Below are 16,753 nucleotides of genomic sequence, written 5' to 3' on the forward strand. Positions count from 1 at the left end.
AACCTCCTAGGGAGAGTAGAGGAGGCTTCTTATTTTAAACCACCTTAAGCTCTTTTTCTCTCCTACTGCTAGCCTTTTTATTTCGCAAGAAGCCCTTCTGTTCCACCCCCTAACTGTTGTGAAACAATATCTGTATCCAAACTTCTTTGCCGTTTCAAGGAGCTCCCCGTTGTAAATTCCCCAGGGAAATGCCAATGAATTTACTTTAATTCCTAAGTTTTTCTCAATTATCTCCTTAGAGAGTGAAAGCTCCCTCTCAGCCTCCCTTTTATCTTTTACCAGAATGCTAGTTAGTGATGTTCCAACTTTTACCTTTTTTCTCTCCTCTTCAGATAGGGAAAAGATTCTCCAGTCTTTTCCCTCCTCTTTAAAGGGCTTTCCTCCCCCTCCTACTGTTGCCCTGTGGGTTAGTCCGTGGGACTGGATGGAGAAGACGTCCTTCATTTCCTTCAGCTCTCCCCAGCTTAAAAATGCAGAGTTGTCCTTATTCAGAAATGAGTTTTTAAAGGCTTCATAAGTTGATACGTTTGAGTAGTGGGGAGCTGTTCTAACTACTTGGGAGTTAAGGAGCCTTTCGGGGGAGACGAAGATAACTGCCGGAATGGAGAGCTCCTTTAAAATGGGGTAGGCGTAGTGGAATACGTCGTAAAAGCCGTCATCGAAAGTCACTAAAGCAGAAAAAGGGGGAGGATTCTCAGCCTCTTTAAGAGAAACTAACCTTAACCTCCTCTTTAAGAAGAGCATCTGCTCTCTAAAGAGTTCTGGGTGAACTCCAAACTTAGGGTGAACCCTGTGGTAGAGTAAGACTAACATTTAACCTTCTCTAAATCAGAGAGTATCCTTTTAATTACTTCCTTCCAGTGAAACTGTTTTCCGTACTCTTTAGATTCTATCATTACCCTCCTTGTCCTTTCGGGATTTTCAGTAACTTCTCGGAAAGCTTCAGTAAAGGACTTTTCATCCTTTGGCTTAAAGTAAAAGAAGTAGTCCTTCGCAACGATCCTAACCGGCCCTATGTCAGAAGCTATCGTAGGAATTCCGACAGCAAGGTACTCGTAGACCTTTAGAGGAATCGTTTTCTGCTCATCAGTAAAGGGTGCTACCATTATGTCAACCTCAGAGAGCTCCGAGGGGATAAGGTTTTGGGGTACAAACCCTGTAAACTTTACTTTATGGATAACCCCGTACTCCTTTGCCAACTTACGGGCCTTTTCTAATTTGTCGCTTTTTCCTCCTATTATTTTTAGCTTTGAGGGTAAGTTTTTAATCGCTCTTAAGAGGAAATCTATTCCCTTTTCGGGGTTAAGGCTTCCTAAGTACCCGAGAGTGTATACTTCCTTTTCCCTGAATTCAGGAGAAAAGTTTATAAGCTCATCTTTAACCGGATAGTGGTAGGTCCAGAGTTTAACTTTAGGAAACCCTTTAAGCTTGTCGTAAACTTTTGGAGAAACCGTGTATACGACGTCTGCTTTTTTAACTGCTTCAATAAAAGTTTTGTCTTGGTGATTCTCAAAAACGATTTTGAAATTTAGCAAATTCTTAAGTCTGGAAAGTTTTACAACATGGTCTGCTTTTGAAAGGAAAACCCAGTTGTTAGAACCTAGATTCTTCTTAAGGTCTTTTAATAAAGTTATGAAGTTTTGTAGAGAAGATAGCCCTTTATGTTTTGAAGATAGTCTTACGTGTAATTTGTCTTGAAATTTAATTCCTATAAATGAACTAAGTTCCTTTTCTCCCTTGGTTGGCCTAAGATTCCTTAAGTAGATGTACGAATCAATACCGTACTTGGCGAAATAAGCAGACATTAGTATTTGATGAACAGAGTGAGCACTTGAGTCAAAGGCGGCTATCGGTCCTAACCTGTAGACCTTGAAGTCGGTTCTTAACAACTTTAAAATTCCTCCCTATGAAGAAAGTTGCGATATTCTATAAAACTTTTAGTACTTTCGGTGGCCAGGAAAAGGTTGTATACAACTTCTCCCACTTCCTTGCACAGAAAGGTTACTTGGTTGAAGTTTATGCATATAAAGTAAAATCTCCCTCTAAACTTCCAAACTTGGTTGTTAGGAAAGTTTTCGTTCCGAATTTGGGAAGGGCCTTTAGGAACCTGTTCTTTTCTCTTTTGTCATACCTTATCGCTAAGAAGTTGAAGGAGGAAGGTTTTATTACTTTAGGCTTTGGAAAGACCTTCTATCAGGATATCTTTAGGGCCGGAGGAGGAATTCATAAGTATTACATTGAGAGGGCGAAGTATAAGTACGAGTCTTCCGTTGGGAGAGCTCTTTACACTTTAAAGAAGAAGTTTCTACCCTCTTACTGGGTTACTTCTTTTATTGAGAAGTTAACCTTTGAGAGTCCTAACTTAAAGGCAATTATCGTTCCTACCAATTTTGTTAAGGATCAAATACTTACTTTCTACTCTCCAAAGGCCGATTTAGTCCTGATAAGGAACGGGGTTAACCTTTTGAGGTTTTCTCCCGAAAAGGGATATTTGGGGGATAAACTTAGGGAGGAACTTGGAATTTCTAAAAGTGAATTTGTCTTTTCTTACGTCTCTTCAAACTTTGAACTCAAAGGGTTTCAGTATCTTTTAAAGGCGTGTCAAATTTTAAAGGAAAGGGGAATTAATTTTAAGCTGATTGCTGCGGGAGATAGCAGTAAGAGGTGGATGGAGGAGTTAAAGGGGAGGGGACTCGAAGGTAGAGTTTACCTACTTGGAAAAGTTAGTAATGTAGAGTCTGTTTACCTTGCGAGTGACTTTTTCGTATACCCTACTCTCTTTGACGCTTCCTCAAACGCCGTTCTTGAGGCTATGGCCTGCGGTATTCCCGTTATTGCCAGTAAGTACTCAGGAACTGGGGAGCTTATTACAGAGGGAGTTTCCGGTTTTCTGATAAGTTCTCCAGAAAACCCTGAAGAAATTGCCCTGAAGATGGAGCTTGCCCTTAAGAGCTCCTTTAAAGAGATGGGGCTTGCCGCTAGGAAGGAGGCTGAAAAGTACCCAGAGGAAAAGGTCTTTGATGAGTACGAGAAAGTTCTACGAAGCATTTAAGTTCCTTTGGGATGAAAGGTTCTGGGCTTATCTGTTCCTCTTTTCAATTCCCGTCTCTGTTCCTCTAGCACGAACGTCTTTAAAATTATTTTTGCTCGTTTTCTTTCTAAATGTTTTGTTTAGGTTAAGGAAGTTAAAACTTGAGAAGGTTGACTTCATAGTTTTATCCTTTCCAGCCTATCAGTTTATTACTCTTTTGTTTAAGGGAGAGCTTATCAATTTCCTGAGAGTTCCTAACGGAATTCTTCCTTCCCTTTCCTACTTACTAAGGTTTTCAGCCGTGGATGTGGTTAGGGCTCTTAAAATTTTCCTAATAGGCTCAAGTGTTCTCTCTTTTGCGGTTATACTTCAATCCCTCCTTCCAATCCCCGACTACATCATTCTTCTTCGCGGAGATTTCCAATTCCACTTTCACTTTTCCGTAGTTCGTCCCCTCCATACCTTTGTCGGACATCCTTTGACTGCGGGAGCCCTATCCTCAACAGGTTTTATATTATCTGTAATCCTGTACTTAAAGTTTAAGAGGTTCCTTTACCTATTTTCTGCTTTTTTAAACCTGCTAGCTGTAATTTTGCTCTTTGATAGGACTTACTGGTTGGCCGTCTCTCTCGTTTGTTTTGTAATTTTCTTCTTAGTTTTGAGGAACTTTAGGCTTTTTATTCCCTTCGCTTTAATATTTATCCTCTCTGTTTTAACCGTTCCTCAAATTAAAGAGAGGTTTACTTCTATTTTTGACGTTAAGCACAACGCGAGTAACAGGTATAGGCTTGCAATGTGGGTAGGAGCTCTTGAGTTTTACTCTCAAGCTCCTATAGAGGAAAAGCTTTTTGGAGTTGGAAGGGAAGGTTATAAGAGTGAAGTAAGACCTTTTGTAGAGAGGGCGGAGAAAAAGTTTAATTTAAGCCCTCACCTCTTTTCGCACCTTCACAGTGACTACGTAACAGTTTTGGTCTGGTACGGCCTTTTAGGTTTAGTTATCTTCCTTTTTGTCTTCTTCTACCTGCTCTTTCTTAACTTAAGGGCCTTTAGGGAAACTTCCGACTACCTTTATCTCTTCTTCTTTTCCTTTTACCTTCTGATTTTGATTGGTGGCATTTTCGAGTACAACTTTGAGGATGGAGTTGTGAAGTGTACGATCTATTCACTGATGGGCCTTAACGTTAAGCTCTTAAAAGGAGGGAGAGCTCTCTAACATTCTCGTAAGGATCCCCCTTTTCAAAGGCAGCCCTTACAACGGCAATTCCTGAAGGTTTGCACTTAGCCACTTCCTTAACGTTCTCTTTAAAAATCCCTCCAATTGCTACCACTGGAAGTTCTGAAACCTCAACAGCCCTACACAGGTTTTCAACTCCCGTTACAGGGTCGGGATTTTCTTTCGTCGTTGTAGGGAATACCGGTCCAAAGCCTATGTAGTCAATGAACTCCTTCTTCCTGTTTGCCTCTTTTACCTGGTTCAAGTTGTGGGTGGAGAGTCCGACTATGAAGTCTTCTCCTGCAATCTCTTTGGCGTACTTAACCGGTAAGTCGTCCTGCCCGAGGTGAACTCCGTCGGCATCGGCGGCAATTGCAAGGTCAAGCCTGTCGTTGACTATAAAGAGGGCGTTGTGGTGTTTTGTTGCTTCCCTTACTAGCAAGGCCTCTTCAAGCATCTCCTTTGCTGTTTTTCTCTTTGCCCTATACTGGACTACCTTTGCTCCGCCGAGGATTGCCCTCTCAACGGCTTCGTAGATATTAAAGACGTTTAAAAAGCGCTCGTCGGTTATTACGTAGAGGAACTGCCTTTCGGCGGGGAGCTCTTTCATAGGTGGGTTTTCTCCCGGGGGGATTTTTATTAATGGTAGGGCCGAGGGGTTTCGAACCCCTGACCTCCACCGCGTCAAGGTGGCGCTCTCCCACTGAGCTACGGCCCTACTTCACGGGTGAAATATAGGCTTACTGCTGCTGTCCTGCAAGCTCCTTTTCTAGTTTAGCAACTGCAGAGGCTACCCTTGACTGTCTCCTTGCAGCTTCGTTCTTGTGGATAGCTCCCCTTGCAGCAGCCCTTTCAATCCACTTCATTGCAACTCTAAGCTGCTCCTTGGCCCTTTCTAGGTCTTTTTGAGCTACTGCCTCAAGTACTTTCTTGGCTTCAGTTTTCATTCTCCTTACGTAGTACCTGTTCCTTTCCCTTCTCTTTATGTTCTGGCGAAGCCTCTTCTTTGCAGACTTAGTGTTGGGCATTACCTTCCTCCGGCTGAGTTTGAGTTTGCAGGGTGAAGTTTATAGCAAACTTTTATAGAAGGCAAGGCGTCAAGTAAGTATAATAAGTGACCAAAGACCCCCTATTAAGTAAAGACCGGAGGAGGCTATGAAAAGATTTCTTGTAGTTCTTACTTCCGTTTTTGCTTTAACTACAACTGCCGGTGCTGTTACAATTTCAGGCGGTGCAGGTGCGTGGAAGGAAAAGCCTTCAGGCTGGATAGAGTATACGGAGAATAAGGGAGCAGGAGTTTCTGCTAAAACTAATGTTGATGTAAAGGATGACCTTCACATTGACGATGAAACAAAGGCCTTTGGCTGGTTTAAGATTTCAGATATTCCCTTCTTACCGGATGTTAAAGTGAGATACACCCCCATGAAGTTTACAGGTAGTGGTATTGCAACTACCACTTTTACCTTCGGTAAGCTTACTGTTCCTGCCAAATCAAAAGTTAGTAGTAAGGTAGAAGCTAACCAATATGATGTAATCCTCACTTATAACTTTCCATTTATCAAAACGGCTACTGCTAACAAATTGAACCTTCAGTGGGGTATTAACGTTAAGGTTATAGATGGTTATGCTAAGGTTAAGTACTCTGATCCAACCTCTCCTGGTGGCTGGAGGGAGGATAGTAAGAGTGCAACTATTCCGGTTCCTATGGCTCACCTTGAAGGAGAAGTTAGACCAGTTTCCCTCTTTGGACTCTCCTTTGAAGGTAACTGGGTAGGTTATTCCGGAAGCCAGTTTTACGATGTGGTCGGTGAGTTTAAGGTCTACCCTCATAAGAACCTCTTTGTAGGTGTAGGTTACAGGTATCAGAGGCTAAAACTTGATGACATAAGCGACGTTTCTTCAGACTTAAAAGTTAAAGGTGCTTTTGCAGAGGCTGGATTTACCTTTTAGGTAAAGGGATGAGATGAACAGGAGAGTTAAGGAGTTGAAGGCCTATCCAATGGATAGGCTCGTTAAGGCTAAGGAGGAGCTCCGCCAGAAAGGGATAAAGATTTACGACTTTGGAACTGGAGACCCGAAGGAGCCCACAGCTCCTTTTATCAGGGAGGCTTTAAAGAGGGCCGTTCCGGAGGTCAGCCAGTACCCTACGGTTAAGGGTAAGCCAGAGCTCCGGAGGGCAATTTCAAGCTGGTTCTTCAACCGATTTGGAGTTGAGCTTGATCCAGAGACTGAAGTTATTCCAAGCGCAGGCTCTAAGGAGGCCATCTTCCACTTTCCATTAGTCTTTGTTGATACTGATACTCCAAAAACTAAGGTTATTTTTGGAACTCCCGGTTATCCTGTCTACGAGAGGGGAGCTCTCTTTGCAGGTGGAGAGGCGGTAGGAGTTGAACTTAAGGAGGAAGATGGTTTCCTCCTGAGAATTGACCGCCTTCCAAGGTCTCTCCTTAAGGAAACTGCAATAGTTTGGATTAACTACCCCCACAACCCTACCGGAGCTGTTGCTCCACTTTCGTACCTTGAGGAGGTTTACGGAATCTGCAGGGAATACGGAATAATCCTGTGTTCCGATGAGTGTTATACGGAGATTTACTTTGAAGAACCTCCCCACTCTGCACTTGAAGTAGGTAAGGAAGGGATTGTTGTCTTCCACTCCCTTTCAAAGAGGAGTGGTTTAACGGGCTACCGTTCTGGGTTTGTGGCCGGTGATAGGGAAATTGTTCAGACTTACCTAAAGTACCGCTCTTCTTTTGGAGTCGCCTCGCCTGATTTCATCCAGGAGGCAGCTAGAGTTGCCTGGCTTGATGAGGAGCACGTTAAAGAGAGGAGAGAGATTTTTAAAAGGAAGAAAGAGATATTTGAGGATTTCTTTAAGAAAATCGGCCTAAAACACCTTCCGGTTGAAGCTACTTTCTACTTCTGGGTGAGACTTCCACAGGGCATTGACAGTGAAGAGTACGCCTTTCACCTTCTTAAGTACGGAATAGTTATCTCCCCAGGTCAGTTCTTCGGTAGGGGAGGAGAGGGTTACTTTAGGATTGCTCTCGTTCCCACTCCTAGTGAGTGTTTAGAGGCGGTGGAAGTTTGGGAGAAGGCCCATAAAGAGTTTATGGAGAAGAGAAGTTGAAGTTAAGGGGAAGGAGGAGTTTAATTTCCGATATTAACCTCTCTCCTATTCTTGACCTTTCCCTCATGCTTGTAATCTTTTTGGCAGTCACTACAGAGTTTATAAGTGGTGGAGAGATAAAAGTTCAAGTTCCAAAGGGAGGAGCGGCGGTAAGGGCTTCCAGTGAGGCTGTGAAAGTTTTGATTGATAAATGGGGGAAAATCTACTACAGAGGAAAGGAGTTTAAGGATCCCCTTGAGCTTGTAAAGGTTCTACCAAAGGACAGGAGGATCTTTATAAAGGCAGATAAGGAGACTCCGTATCAGTTTGTATTTAACCTCCTTGATACTTTGAGGAAAGCAGGAGTTAAAAAGGTCTCTTTAGTGGGGCAGAGGGTTGACTGAAAGCTGTTCTTTTATAACAGAGAGTCCTGAGGAGACTTTACTCCTTGGAAAGTTATTAGGTTCCTTACTTCCTAAAGGTTCTTTTTTGATTCTCAAAGGTGACCTTGGCTGTGGAAAGACTGTTCTTACAAAAGGGATTGCTTTGTCTTTGGGAGTTCCTGAGGATGAAGTTTCCTCTCCCTCTTTTAATATAGTTCATGACTACGGAAGTTTAGTTCACATGGACTTTTACAGGCTCTCCTCTCCTGAGGAGCTCTACGACCTGGGTTTTGAGGATATCCTCTCAGATGAGAGGGTAAAGGTTGCCGAGTGGGGAGATTTGGCTGGTGGGATCGTTGAAAGTCCAATAGTGGTTGAGTGTAAGGAAGTTGAAGGAGGAAGGGAGTTTACCATTTATGACCCAACGGGTAAAATCTGCCAGCAATTAAATAAACTCTGGAGGGAACATGTCAAGGATAGTTGACGTTAGGGCTAGGGAAATTCTTGATTCAAGAGGAAATCCTACAGTTGAAGTTGAAGTTACCCTTGAAAGCGGAGCTATTGGAAGGGCTGCCGTTCCAAGTGGTGCCTCAACAGGTGAAAAGGAGGCCCTTGAGCTGAGGGATAAGGATCCAAAGAGGTACATGGGCAAAGGAGTACTCAAGGCAGTTAAAAACGTTAATGAAGTTATCGCTCCAGCCCTTGTAGGGGTTGAAGCTCTTGATCAGGTAAACGTTGATAGGCTTATGCTTGAGCTTGATGGAACTCCGAATAAGAGTAACCTTGGGGCAAATGCAATTCTCGGCGTTTCAATGGCAGTCTGCAGGGCTGCTGCTGAAGAGCTTGGACTTCCTCTCTTTAGGTACCTTGGAGGAACAAATGCAAAGGAGCTCCCCGTTCCGATGATGAACATTCTAAACGGGGGAGTTCACGCAGATAACAACGTTGACCTTCAGGAATTTATGATAATGCCGGTTGGAGGGGAGACCTACTCAGAAGCCCTAAGGATGGGAGTTGAGGTTTACCACACGTTAAAGAAGGTCTTAAAGAGGATGGGGCACTCAACAAACGTTGGAGATGAAGGGGGATTCGCTCCAAACCTCTCCTCAAACGAAGAGGCCCTTCAAGTGATAATGAGGGCGATTGAGGAGGCTGGTTATACTCCTGGAGAGGACGTTGTCCTTGCCCTAGATGCGGCTTCTTCAGAGTTTTACAAGGGAGACGGAGTTTACGAGCTTGCAGGCGAAGGTAAGAGGTTAAACAGGGAGGAGCTTGTAGACTTTTACAGGAAGCTCGTTGAGAAGTACCCGATTATCTCCATTGAGGATGGAATGGCCGAAGACGACTATGAAGGTTGGAAGTTGCTGACTGCCGCCCTTGGAGATAGGGTTCAGCTTGTTGGAGATGACGTTTTCTGTACGAATACTGAACTCCTAAGAATCGGAATAAAGGAAGGCTTTGCAAACGCTATTCTCATTAAGCTTAACCAGATAGGAACTGTTATAGAGACCCTTGACACTATAGAGATGGCAAAGAGAGCAAACTACACGGCCGTTGTCTCCCACCGTTCGGGGGAGACTGAGGATCCATTCATTGCAGACCTTGCAGTAGCCGTTAATAGTGGCCAAATTAAGACTGGAGCTCCTGCAAGAAGCGAGAGGAACGCCAAGTACAACCAGCTTTTAAGGATTGAAGAGTCATTAAACGGTTCTGCAGTCTTTAGGGGAATGGACGTCTTTTACAACCTTGAGTTCTAAATTCTTTGGGGGCTTTGCCCCCTTTCCTGGCTTTCCAACCTAAATTTCTGCTTCCAAAATCTCATGGAGGTTCTTTTATGGAAATTTCACAAATCCTTGAAAACATGAACTTTATTAGAGAGAGTTTTGGGGAGCGTACCTTAAGAAGCTTTGACCTAAAGAGGATTGGGGAGCTTTCCTTTAGCTTCTACTGGGAGTATAACTGTGAGTACGGGGTAGTTACGGCCTTTAGCGAGGAGGCCGGTCTTAAACTTGATTACTTGGAAGTAAAGAGTTTCACCTCACTTTTACCTTACAGGTGGAATAAGGTTTGCGGTGCACTTACCGGAGCTTTCTGGGTTTTTGCACTTACTTTAGAACCTTCCGAGTTTAAAACGGCTGTAGAGAGGCTTGTTGACTTTCACAATGAGACTCCGCTTCCTCTCTTTAAACCTCCCCAAATGGCTAGACTTCCAAAGGCACCTGCCAGGTCAATACTGTGTAGGAACTCTATTATTAACTGGTGTAAGGCTACGGGAATTAGTCCCAGGAGCAGGGAGAGGAACTTCAGGTGTGCTGCAATTACTGCCGATGTTGCGCTAAAGTGCGGTCAAATAGTGAGGGAGTTAAGCCCTGTAGGTTAGTATGAGCTTTACAGAACTTTACCTCTTTATAGTGGCAGCCGTAGTTTTTGGTTACGTTCTGGCTGCCGTTTTAGTTGAAACGGGTTTGGTTAACTGGCTTGGCCTTAAGACCCTTCCTCTTGCAAAGTTTGGAATTCACCCGCTTTTAACACAGGTTCCTGTGATTTACCTCGTCTCTCCCAGGGCTGCCCACGTTGTTGCCTCTAAGCTCTTAAAGGAGGGAAGGGTTAAACCGGCTGATCTCTACTTAACCATCCTTGCAACCAACTTTCCCATGAGGTTAATGTTCCTATACAGGTACTACTTTCCGGTTTTACTTCCTCTCATTGGGGTTATTGCCCTCTACTATGCCCTCTTAAGGCTTGCCTTTGACGTTCTTCTTCTAGTTTTAGTTTCTGTTTTCGGAAGGCTTAGGTATAAGAGCCTTCCTCCTGTTAGTTATGCTTTTGAGAGCGCTAAAGTGAACTTTTCATTTGAATCTATAAGCTTTGGTCTAAAGAGAGGTCTTAAAGAGGGCTTCCTCTTTACCTTGAAGTTTACTCCCCTCTTTCTCTTAGTCGTTCTTCTCATAAAGGCTGGAGCTATGGACTGGTTAACTTTGAAGCTGAAGCCTTACTTTGGAAGCTTAGGTTTTAACTCACTTGAGATAACTTACATAACTACGGCTGCGATAAGTCCCCCTGTTGCTTACGGTCTGATAAAGGTAATGGTTAAGGAGGGTATTAAGACTTCCCATATCCTCGGGACTATGGCAGTTGGAAACGCTATGTTCTCCCTTTTAAGGAGCTGGTGGTCTTACCTTCTACCCTACTACCTCGGCCTTTACCCTTTGAGAATTACGGCTGTTTTGCTCCTCCTTCAGGCTGGCCTTCCAATTTTATATAACTTTACTGTTGGAATTATTTTAGTTAGGTTCTTTTAAAGATGGATGGAGAGCTTAAGAGGTTTCTCTACAGGTTAAAGAGGTTTATGCTCGGTAAAGAGGGGTGGGTCGTTTTGGTGGAGGGGAAGAGGGATAAGATGGCCCTTGAGCGTTTTGACATTGGACCTGTTTATACGATGAAGGGAAGGAAGTTTCACGATATAGCCGAAGAACTCTCGGAAAAGTACGAAGGAGTAGTTATCCTGACAGACCTTGATAGGACAGGAGAGGATATTTACAGGAAGCTTTCAAAGATCCTTGAGAGTTATGGCCTTAAAGTTGATGGTTCTTTTAGGGAAGATTTAAAGAGGAGTGGTGTTAAATTTGTAGAGAAAATACCACAAAGAGTTTTGGAGGAAGGATGGAACTAGATAACGTTGAGAGGGAGTTTAAGAAGGAAAAGGAGCTTGAGAGGGGAATATTTGAAGCCCTTGAGAGGTTTAATAAGCCCTTAAGGGCCAGGGAAATTGCAAAGTACCTGAAGATTCCTCCTGAGGAGAGGGAGGCTTTAAGGGCAAAGTTAAAGGAGCTTGCAAAGGGTGGAAAGCTTGTTAAGTTAAGGGGCTCAAAGTTTGCCCTTCCTGAGAAGTTAGGGCTCGTTGTAGGAAAGCTCTGCGTCTACAGAGAAGGTTACGGTTTCGTTGATCCTCTTGAGGGAGGAAAGGGGGTTTTCGTTCCCGGTAGGAGTATGGCAGGGGCGATGAACGGAGATATAGTTGCAGTTGAGATAGTTAAGGAAGGGAGGGAAGGTAGGAGAGAGGGAAAGATAGTTTCTGTGATTGAAAGGGCTGTGAAAAAGGTTGTAGGAAGGGTTGAAAAGAGTAAGGGACACTGTTTTGTCGTTCCTGAGGATAAGAGGATTCGCTACGACATAATCCTTACCCACGCCGACTGTAAGAAGGTTGAAGATGGGGATTACGTAGTTGTTGAAATAGTTTCCTACCCTTCAGAGACCAGGGGGCCTGTAGGGAAAGTAATTGAGAACCTTGGGAAGAGCGGTCCTAAGTTTGATATAGAGCTGATTATAAGGAAGTACGACCTTCCAACGGAGTTCCCTCCTGAGGTACTTGAGGAAGCTGAGAAAATTCCAGATGAGGTTAGGCCTGAGGATATTGAAGGAAGGGTTGACCTGAGGGATCAGCTCTGCTTTACGATAGATGGCGAGAACGCAAGGGACTTTGACGATGCCGTTGCGATTGAAGAGCTCCCTAACGGCCACTACAAGCTCTACGTTCACATAGCCGACGTTTCCTACTACGTAAAGCCGGGAAGCGCCCTTGATAAGGAGGCCTACAGGAGGGGGACCAGCGTTTACTTCCCCGACCGCTGTATTCCGATGCTTCCAGAGAGGCTTTCAAACGGAATCTGTTCGTTAAACCCTAACGTTGATAGGTTAACCTTTACCTGTGAGATGGAGATAAACAAGAAGGGAATTGTCGTTGACTATAAAATCTACGAGAGCGTGATTCACAGTAAGGCAAGGTTAACCTACACAATTGCTCAGAAGATAATAGACGGAGATGAGGAGGCAGTAGAGAAGTTCCCTCACGTTGTTGATTCACTCAAGAAGATGTACCAGCTTGCACAGATCCTCTATAAGAAGCGTTACAAGAGGGGTTCTCTTGACTTTGACCTTCCAGAGCCGGTTGTAGTTCTTAATGCAGAGGGAGAGCCTATAGATATTTACAAGGCTGAGAGGCTCTGGAGCCACAGGATAATTGAGGAATTTATGATTGCTGCAAATGAAACTGTTGCCGAGTTTATGTTCTGGACAGACTACCCGAGCGTTTATAGGGTTCACGAATCCCCCGATAGGGATAAACTTCAGGAGTTCTTGAACTTCGTTCGCTCCTTAGGACTTAGGGTTCCTTCTGTTAAGAACGATATTCAGCCTAAGATCCTTCAGAGGATTTTAGAACAGGTTGAAGGAAGGCCTGAGGAGAAGTTGGTTAACTATCTAATGCTCAGGACTATGGCAAGGGCCAAGTACTCGCCAGATAACATCGGCCACTTCGGCCTTGCTTCAACTTACTACACCCACTTTACCTCTCCCATTAGACGTTACGCGGACCTTACCCTCCACAGGCTTGTTAAGATGGCCCAGAAAGGCCTGTTTAAGCCCGACAGCATTCCCGCCTGGGAGGAGAAGTTAGAGGTAATCTGTAAGCACATAACTGAAAGGTCTGTCCTTGCAGATGAGGCTGAGAGGGACGTTATTGAGCTTAAGAAGTTACAGTTTGCCTCCAACCACGTAGGCGAGGTGTTTGAAGCAGTAATTACCGGAGTCTCAGAACAGGGACTCTACGTTGAAACTATTGAACAGGTAATTCCCGGTTTTGTCCACGTTTCCAGCCTAAAGAATGACTACTACATTTGCGTTCCAAAGCAGTACTGTTTAGTTGGTGAAAAGACTGGAACTGTTTTCAGGATTGGAGATAGGGTTTTAGTAAAGCTCCTTTCTGTGGATATTGAAAATCGAAAGGCCGAATTTGAAATTGTAAGGAAGTTGAAGTGAAGACGGCAGTAATTTACGATGATGTTTACCTTAAGCACGATTTACCCTCTCATCCTGAAAATGCCCTGAGGCTGAAGTATTTTATGGAGCCGGTTTACGAGCTCGGAATTCCCATTCTAAAGCCAAAGCAGGTTTCCTATGAACTTTTAACTGCAGTCCATGAAGAGTCTTACGTTCAAGACGTGATAATTTCCTGCCGGGAGAGGGCTCCCGGCTTCTTTGACCCAGATACTTACTATAACTCGTTTACCTGTGATTCTGCTTTAATGGCTGCAGGGGCAAATGAGTTTGGAGTGGAGCTCCTTTTAGAAGGTAAGTATGAAGCAGTTTTCTGTGCGGTTCGTCCTCCCGGTCACCACGCAGAGAGGAATAGGGCTATGGGTTTTTGCATCTTTAACAACGTTGCTATTAGTGCTTTAAAGGCCCTTTCAATGGGAGTTGAGAAGGTTTTTATAGTTGACTTTGACGCTCACCATGGAAACGGAACTCAGCACGCCTTTTATGACGAAGAGAGGGTATTCTACTTCTCAACCCACCAGTACCCTTTTTACCCTGGAACCGGTTCTGTTTCTGAGAATAACTCCCACGTTTTAAACGTTCCTATGGCTGAAGGTTCATCAGACAGGGAGTTTTTAGAGGTCTACTCAACCCTTTTCAAAAGGGCAGTTGAGGACTTTTCTCCAGAAATTATCCTTGTATCTGCCGGTTACGACCTTCATGAAGATGATCCTTTAACAGACCTTAAGGTCTCAGATAGAGGTGTAGAGGGAATAGTTACCGAAATTGTTGATTCTGCGCTTTCTCTCGGTGTTCCTCTCCTATTTACCTTAGAAGGTGGATACAACCTTAATGCCTTAAGAAGATGTAGTTCAATTACTTTTAAACTTCTAATTCATTCTTAATCTCGGGGCTCGGTTTTCCAAAGTAGTAACCTTGACCGTAGTCAATTCCAATTTCTTTGGCCTTTTCGTATAGTTCCTTACTGGATATGAATTCTGCTACCGTTTTTATTTGGAGGTCCTTACAGAAGGCAACAATATGCCTTACCAGCTTCTCCACTTCCTTTGAGGTGGATATTTTAGATATTAGACTTCCATCAATCTTAACTACATCAGGTTTAACGGTTGCTAGGTATTCGTAGTTTGAATAACCGCTTCCGAAGTCGTCAATTGCTAGGAGAGCTCCTATATCCTTAATTCTGCGGTAGAAGTTTTCAAGGATCTTAAGATCGCTAAAAGCTTCTGTTTCAACTACTTCAAAGCAGACTTTCTCTGCTATTTTGTATTCCTCAAGTTTACCTATGATCCAGTTAACCATTCTGTTTGATGCCAGGTCTTCTGTTGATAGGTTTACCGATATGTCAGTTCCCGTTTCTGCACACTTTTTGAAGGCCTTTTCAAGGACTGATTGTGATAGCTTTTTATAAATAGAGATTTTCTTTGCAACTTCTAAAAACTGTCCCGGATTTAGGATTCCTTCAGGAGTTTCAACTCTCATTAGTGCTTCGTGTTTAACGACTTTAAGGCTTTTAAGTTCAACTATCGGCTGGAAGAAGGGAACAACTTTGTCGTTTTCCAGTGCATCTTTAAGTAAGATAGCAATCTTAAGGTTTTCCTCAAGCTTTTTAAACTTATTTTCAAGCTCCTTATCAAATACGTATAGTTTAAAGTCTCTTTTCTTAGCTTCTTCTTCTGCCATTTCAGCTTCAATAAGGAGGTTGTCTCTGTTTTTGGAAATTCCGGCAATAACGTCAAGTTTGAACTTTATGTTGTTTACCTCAAATTCGTGGTTTTCTAGCTTCTGAATTATTTTTTCTATAAGTTCGATGAACTGGGTATCGTTAAGGCCACAGCTGAGGACTCCAAATTTGTCTCCCCTTATTCTATAAACGATGCAGCTTTTACAGAGCTTTTTCACTTCTCTTTTAAGGTTTTGAGCAAAAGCCTTTAGGATTTTGTTTCCGTCGTCAAAACCGAAGAGTTCGTTGAGTTCCCTGAAGTTCCTTATGTTTATAAGAGCAAAGTGAATGTTTTTTGAAGGGTCTATCTTTATAAGGTCTTCTATAAGTTTTTTACTGTTAGGGAGGTCCGTTATTTCATCTTTGTAAGCAATGATTTTTAGGTTTCTGGTTAACTTTATTAATTTCCCTTCTTTTTCCTTAAGTTCCTTAATAGATTCAGCCAATTTTCTGTTGTAGTTAAAAAGTGCAAAAGACGAAAGTGTGATTATTATTAAAATAACTGCCGATGTTAATACAATGGTTTTGTTAGCCTTTGTTAGAAATTCCTTCTGAAGGTAGAAAGTATCCTTCACCATTTCTGATTTTGAGATGTAGCTTCCTACTATCCAGTTCCATTCTGGGTAAAGTTTCAGGTAATAGAGTTTGTCTTTCGTATACACGAAAACGCCTTCTCTTAAGTCTTCAGGCTTTAAACCTTTTAAAACAGCAGGTTTCTCCTTTTGAGAGCTGGGATCGTAAATGAAGGCGTTAATAGCTTTTCCAACAGAGAGGGCATGCTTTTTTATCTTTTCTTTTATCTGGAAGGAATAAACGCCTCCTCCTATTATCCAGTTGTAAGGTTTAAAGAGTTTTATGTATGAAATCTTTTTATCAACTTCTTTACTGTTTGGTTTGTACCAGTAGTAGGTTATGAACCCTTCGCCGTTAGGTGAGTAGAGGACTATTCTTTCAAATTCCCTGTGAACAAACTTTCCTTTTAGGTCTTTCCAGTTCCACATACTTTTCCCTTCAATCTGGGGGTGAGCAGGGTTCAGAACGACCCTTCCTTTTACCTTGTCTATGAAGATGTAGCCCAGCCCGTTGAAAAACCTGTAATTTTGGAGGGCGTTTTTGATTAGGAGCTTTATTGTTTCATCTCTACACCCTCTCCTTTTGCAGAAGTGATAGATGGAGTTGGCTATAACCCAGGCGTTCTTTACCTCCTCTTTAATCTCTTCTTTGCTTTCCTTCAGGTTTAAATGGCCCTCCTCTTTAAGCAATGACTCGTAGGAGGAAGTGGTATACTTTAGCCTGTTCTTTGCCTGTGTTAGGACCGATTTGTAGATGGCCTGGTTAAGCTCAGATTTGTAAAATGTGTAAAAGAAGATTACTAGCCCAAACAACCCTACGAGCATTGAAATAATTAAAAGTGTAGGCGTAGTAGATAGTGTTTTTTTATCACCCTTCAACTTTGCCACCTAAC

17 protein-coding genes and 1 tRNA gene are annotated in these 16,753 nt (G+C 43.0%); 12 read left to right on the top strand and 6 right to left on the bottom strand.

The window, feature by feature from the left end; all coding sequences use genetic code 11:
• Window positions 1-6: 6 nt before the first annotated feature.
• Both C7457_RS01835 and C7457_RS01840 read right to left on the bottom strand, forming a co-directional pair.
• Window positions 7-813 carry a polysaccharide deacetylase family protein gene (locus tag C7457_RS01835; protein ID WP_121169737.1) on the bottom strand — a complete coding sequence of 269 codons (807 nt, stop codon included), beginning with the start codon at window positions 811-813 and terminating at the stop codon, window positions 7-9.
• Entirely contained in the window at window positions 807-1,889 is a 1,083-nt protein-coding gene (locus C7457_RS01840; RefSeq protein ID WP_121169738.1) for a glycosyltransferase family 4 protein, read from the bottom strand. Before C7457_RS01840 ends, C7457_RS01835 begins: the two co-directional genes overlap by 7 nt.
• 17 nt (window positions 1,890-1,906) lie before the next feature.
• On the opposite strand from C7457_RS01840, the gene C7457_RS01845 reads away from it, so the two are divergent.
• Both C7457_RS01845 and C7457_RS01850 read left to right on the top strand, forming a co-directional pair.
• On the top strand, window positions 1,907-3,052 hold the full coding sequence (locus C7457_RS01845; protein ID WP_121169739.1) for a glycosyltransferase family 4 protein: 1,146 nt from the start codon (window positions 1,907-1,909) through the stop codon (window positions 3,050-3,052).
• On the top strand, window positions 3,021-4,244 hold the full coding sequence (locus C7457_RS01850) for an O-antigen ligase family protein (RefSeq protein WP_121169740.1): 1,224 nt from the start codon (window positions 3,021-3,023) through the stop codon (window positions 4,242-4,244). The genes C7457_RS01845 and C7457_RS01850 overlap by 32 nt, the downstream gene beginning before the upstream one ends.
• Here C7457_RS01850 and thiE read toward each other — a convergent pair.
• From thiE to rpsT, 3 genes are all read right to left on the bottom strand, one after another.
• Window positions 4,213-4,854 carry a thiamine phosphate synthase gene (gene thiE, locus C7457_RS01855; RefSeq protein WP_121169741.1) on the bottom strand — a complete coding sequence of 214 codons (642 nt, stop codon included), beginning with the start codon at window positions 4,852-4,854 and terminating at the stop codon, window positions 4,213-4,215. The genes C7457_RS01850 and thiE overlap by 32 nt on opposite strands.
• 33 nt (window positions 4,855-4,887) lie before the next feature.
• A tRNA-Val gene (locus tag C7457_RS01860) sits at window positions 4,888-4,962 on the bottom strand.
• Between the two features lie 22 nt (window positions 4,963-4,984).
• Window positions 4,985-5,272: a 30S ribosomal protein S20 gene (gene rpsT, locus C7457_RS01865; RefSeq protein WP_121169742.1), complete on the bottom strand. Its 288-nt coding sequence runs from the start codon at window positions 5,270-5,272 to the stop codon at window positions 4,985-4,987.
• A gap of 127 nt (window positions 5,273-5,399) precedes the next feature.
• On the opposite strand from rpsT, the gene C7457_RS01870 reads away from it, so the two are divergent.
• The 10 genes from C7457_RS01870 (at window position 5,400) to C7457_RS01915 (ending at window position 14,452) form a co-directional block, all read left to right on the top strand.
• Window positions 5,400-6,194: a TIGR04219 family outer membrane beta-barrel protein gene (locus C7457_RS01870; protein WP_121169743.1), complete on the top strand. Its 795-nt coding sequence runs from the start codon at window positions 5,400-5,402 to the stop codon at window positions 6,192-6,194.
• Window positions 6,195-6,207: 13 nt separating this feature from the next.
• Window positions 6,208-7,371, top strand: coding sequence for a succinyldiaminopimelate transaminase (gene dapC, locus C7457_RS01875; protein WP_121169744.1), 1,164 nt, complete (start codon window positions 6,208-6,210; stop codon window positions 7,369-7,371).
• Entirely contained in the window at window positions 7,368-7,754 is a 387-nt protein-coding gene (locus C7457_RS01880) for an ExbD/TolR family protein (RefSeq protein WP_121169745.1), read from the top strand. Before dapC ends, C7457_RS01880 begins: the two co-directional genes overlap by 4 nt.
• A complete protein-coding gene (gene tsaE / locus C7457_RS01885; protein WP_121169746.1) occupies window positions 7,747-8,217 on the top strand; it encodes a tRNA (adenosine(37)-N6)-threonylcarbamoyltransferase complex ATPase subunit type 1 TsaE in 471 nt (156 codons plus the stop codon). Before C7457_RS01880 ends, tsaE begins: the two co-directional genes overlap by 8 nt.
• Window positions 8,201-9,490: a phosphopyruvate hydratase gene (gene eno, locus C7457_RS01890; protein WP_121169747.1), complete on the top strand. Its 1,290-nt coding sequence runs from the start codon at window positions 8,201-8,203 to the stop codon at window positions 9,488-9,490. The genes tsaE and eno overlap by 17 nt, the downstream gene beginning before the upstream one ends.
• A gap of 77 nt (window positions 9,491-9,567) precedes the next feature.
• Entirely contained in the window at window positions 9,568-10,113 is a 546-nt protein-coding gene (locus tag C7457_RS01895) for a C-GCAxxG-C-C family protein (RefSeq protein ID WP_121169748.1), read from the top strand.
• 1 nt (window position 10,114) lies between these two features.
• Window positions 10,115-11,035 carry a hypothetical protein gene (locus tag C7457_RS01900; protein ID WP_121169749.1) on the top strand — a complete coding sequence of 307 codons (921 nt, stop codon included), beginning with the start codon at window positions 10,115-10,117 and terminating at the stop codon, window positions 11,033-11,035.
• Window positions 11,036-11,037: 2 nt separating this feature from the next.
• Complete coding sequence (locus C7457_RS01905; protein ID WP_121169750.1) at window positions 11,038-11,406, top strand: toprim domain-containing protein; 369 nt, start codon at window positions 11,038-11,040, stop codon at window positions 11,404-11,406.
• Window positions 11,397-13,550: a ribonuclease R gene (gene rnr, locus C7457_RS01910; protein ID WP_121169751.1), complete on the top strand. Its 2,154-nt coding sequence runs from the start codon at window positions 11,397-11,399 to the stop codon at window positions 13,548-13,550. Before C7457_RS01905 ends, rnr begins: the two co-directional genes overlap by 10 nt.
• Complete coding sequence (locus tag C7457_RS01915) at window positions 13,547-14,452, top strand: histone deacetylase family protein (RefSeq protein ID WP_121169752.1); 906 nt, start codon at window positions 13,547-13,549, stop codon at window positions 14,450-14,452. The genes rnr and C7457_RS01915 overlap by 4 nt, the downstream gene beginning before the upstream one ends.
• On the opposite strand, the gene C7457_RS01920 is transcribed toward C7457_RS01915, so the two are convergent.
• A complete protein-coding gene (locus C7457_RS01920; protein ID WP_121169753.1) occupies window positions 14,430-16,748 on the bottom strand; it encodes an EAL domain-containing protein in 2,319 nt (772 codons plus the stop codon). The genes C7457_RS01915 and C7457_RS01920 overlap by 23 nt on opposite strands.
• Between the last annotated feature and the right edge of the window lie 5 nt (window positions 16,749-16,753).

Origin of the sequence: Thermovibrio guaymasensis (assembly GCF_003633715.1) — a bacterium.
Lineage (GTDB): Bacteria > Aquificota > Aquificia > Desulfurobacteriales > Desulfurobacteriaceae > Thermovibrio > Thermovibrio guaymasensis.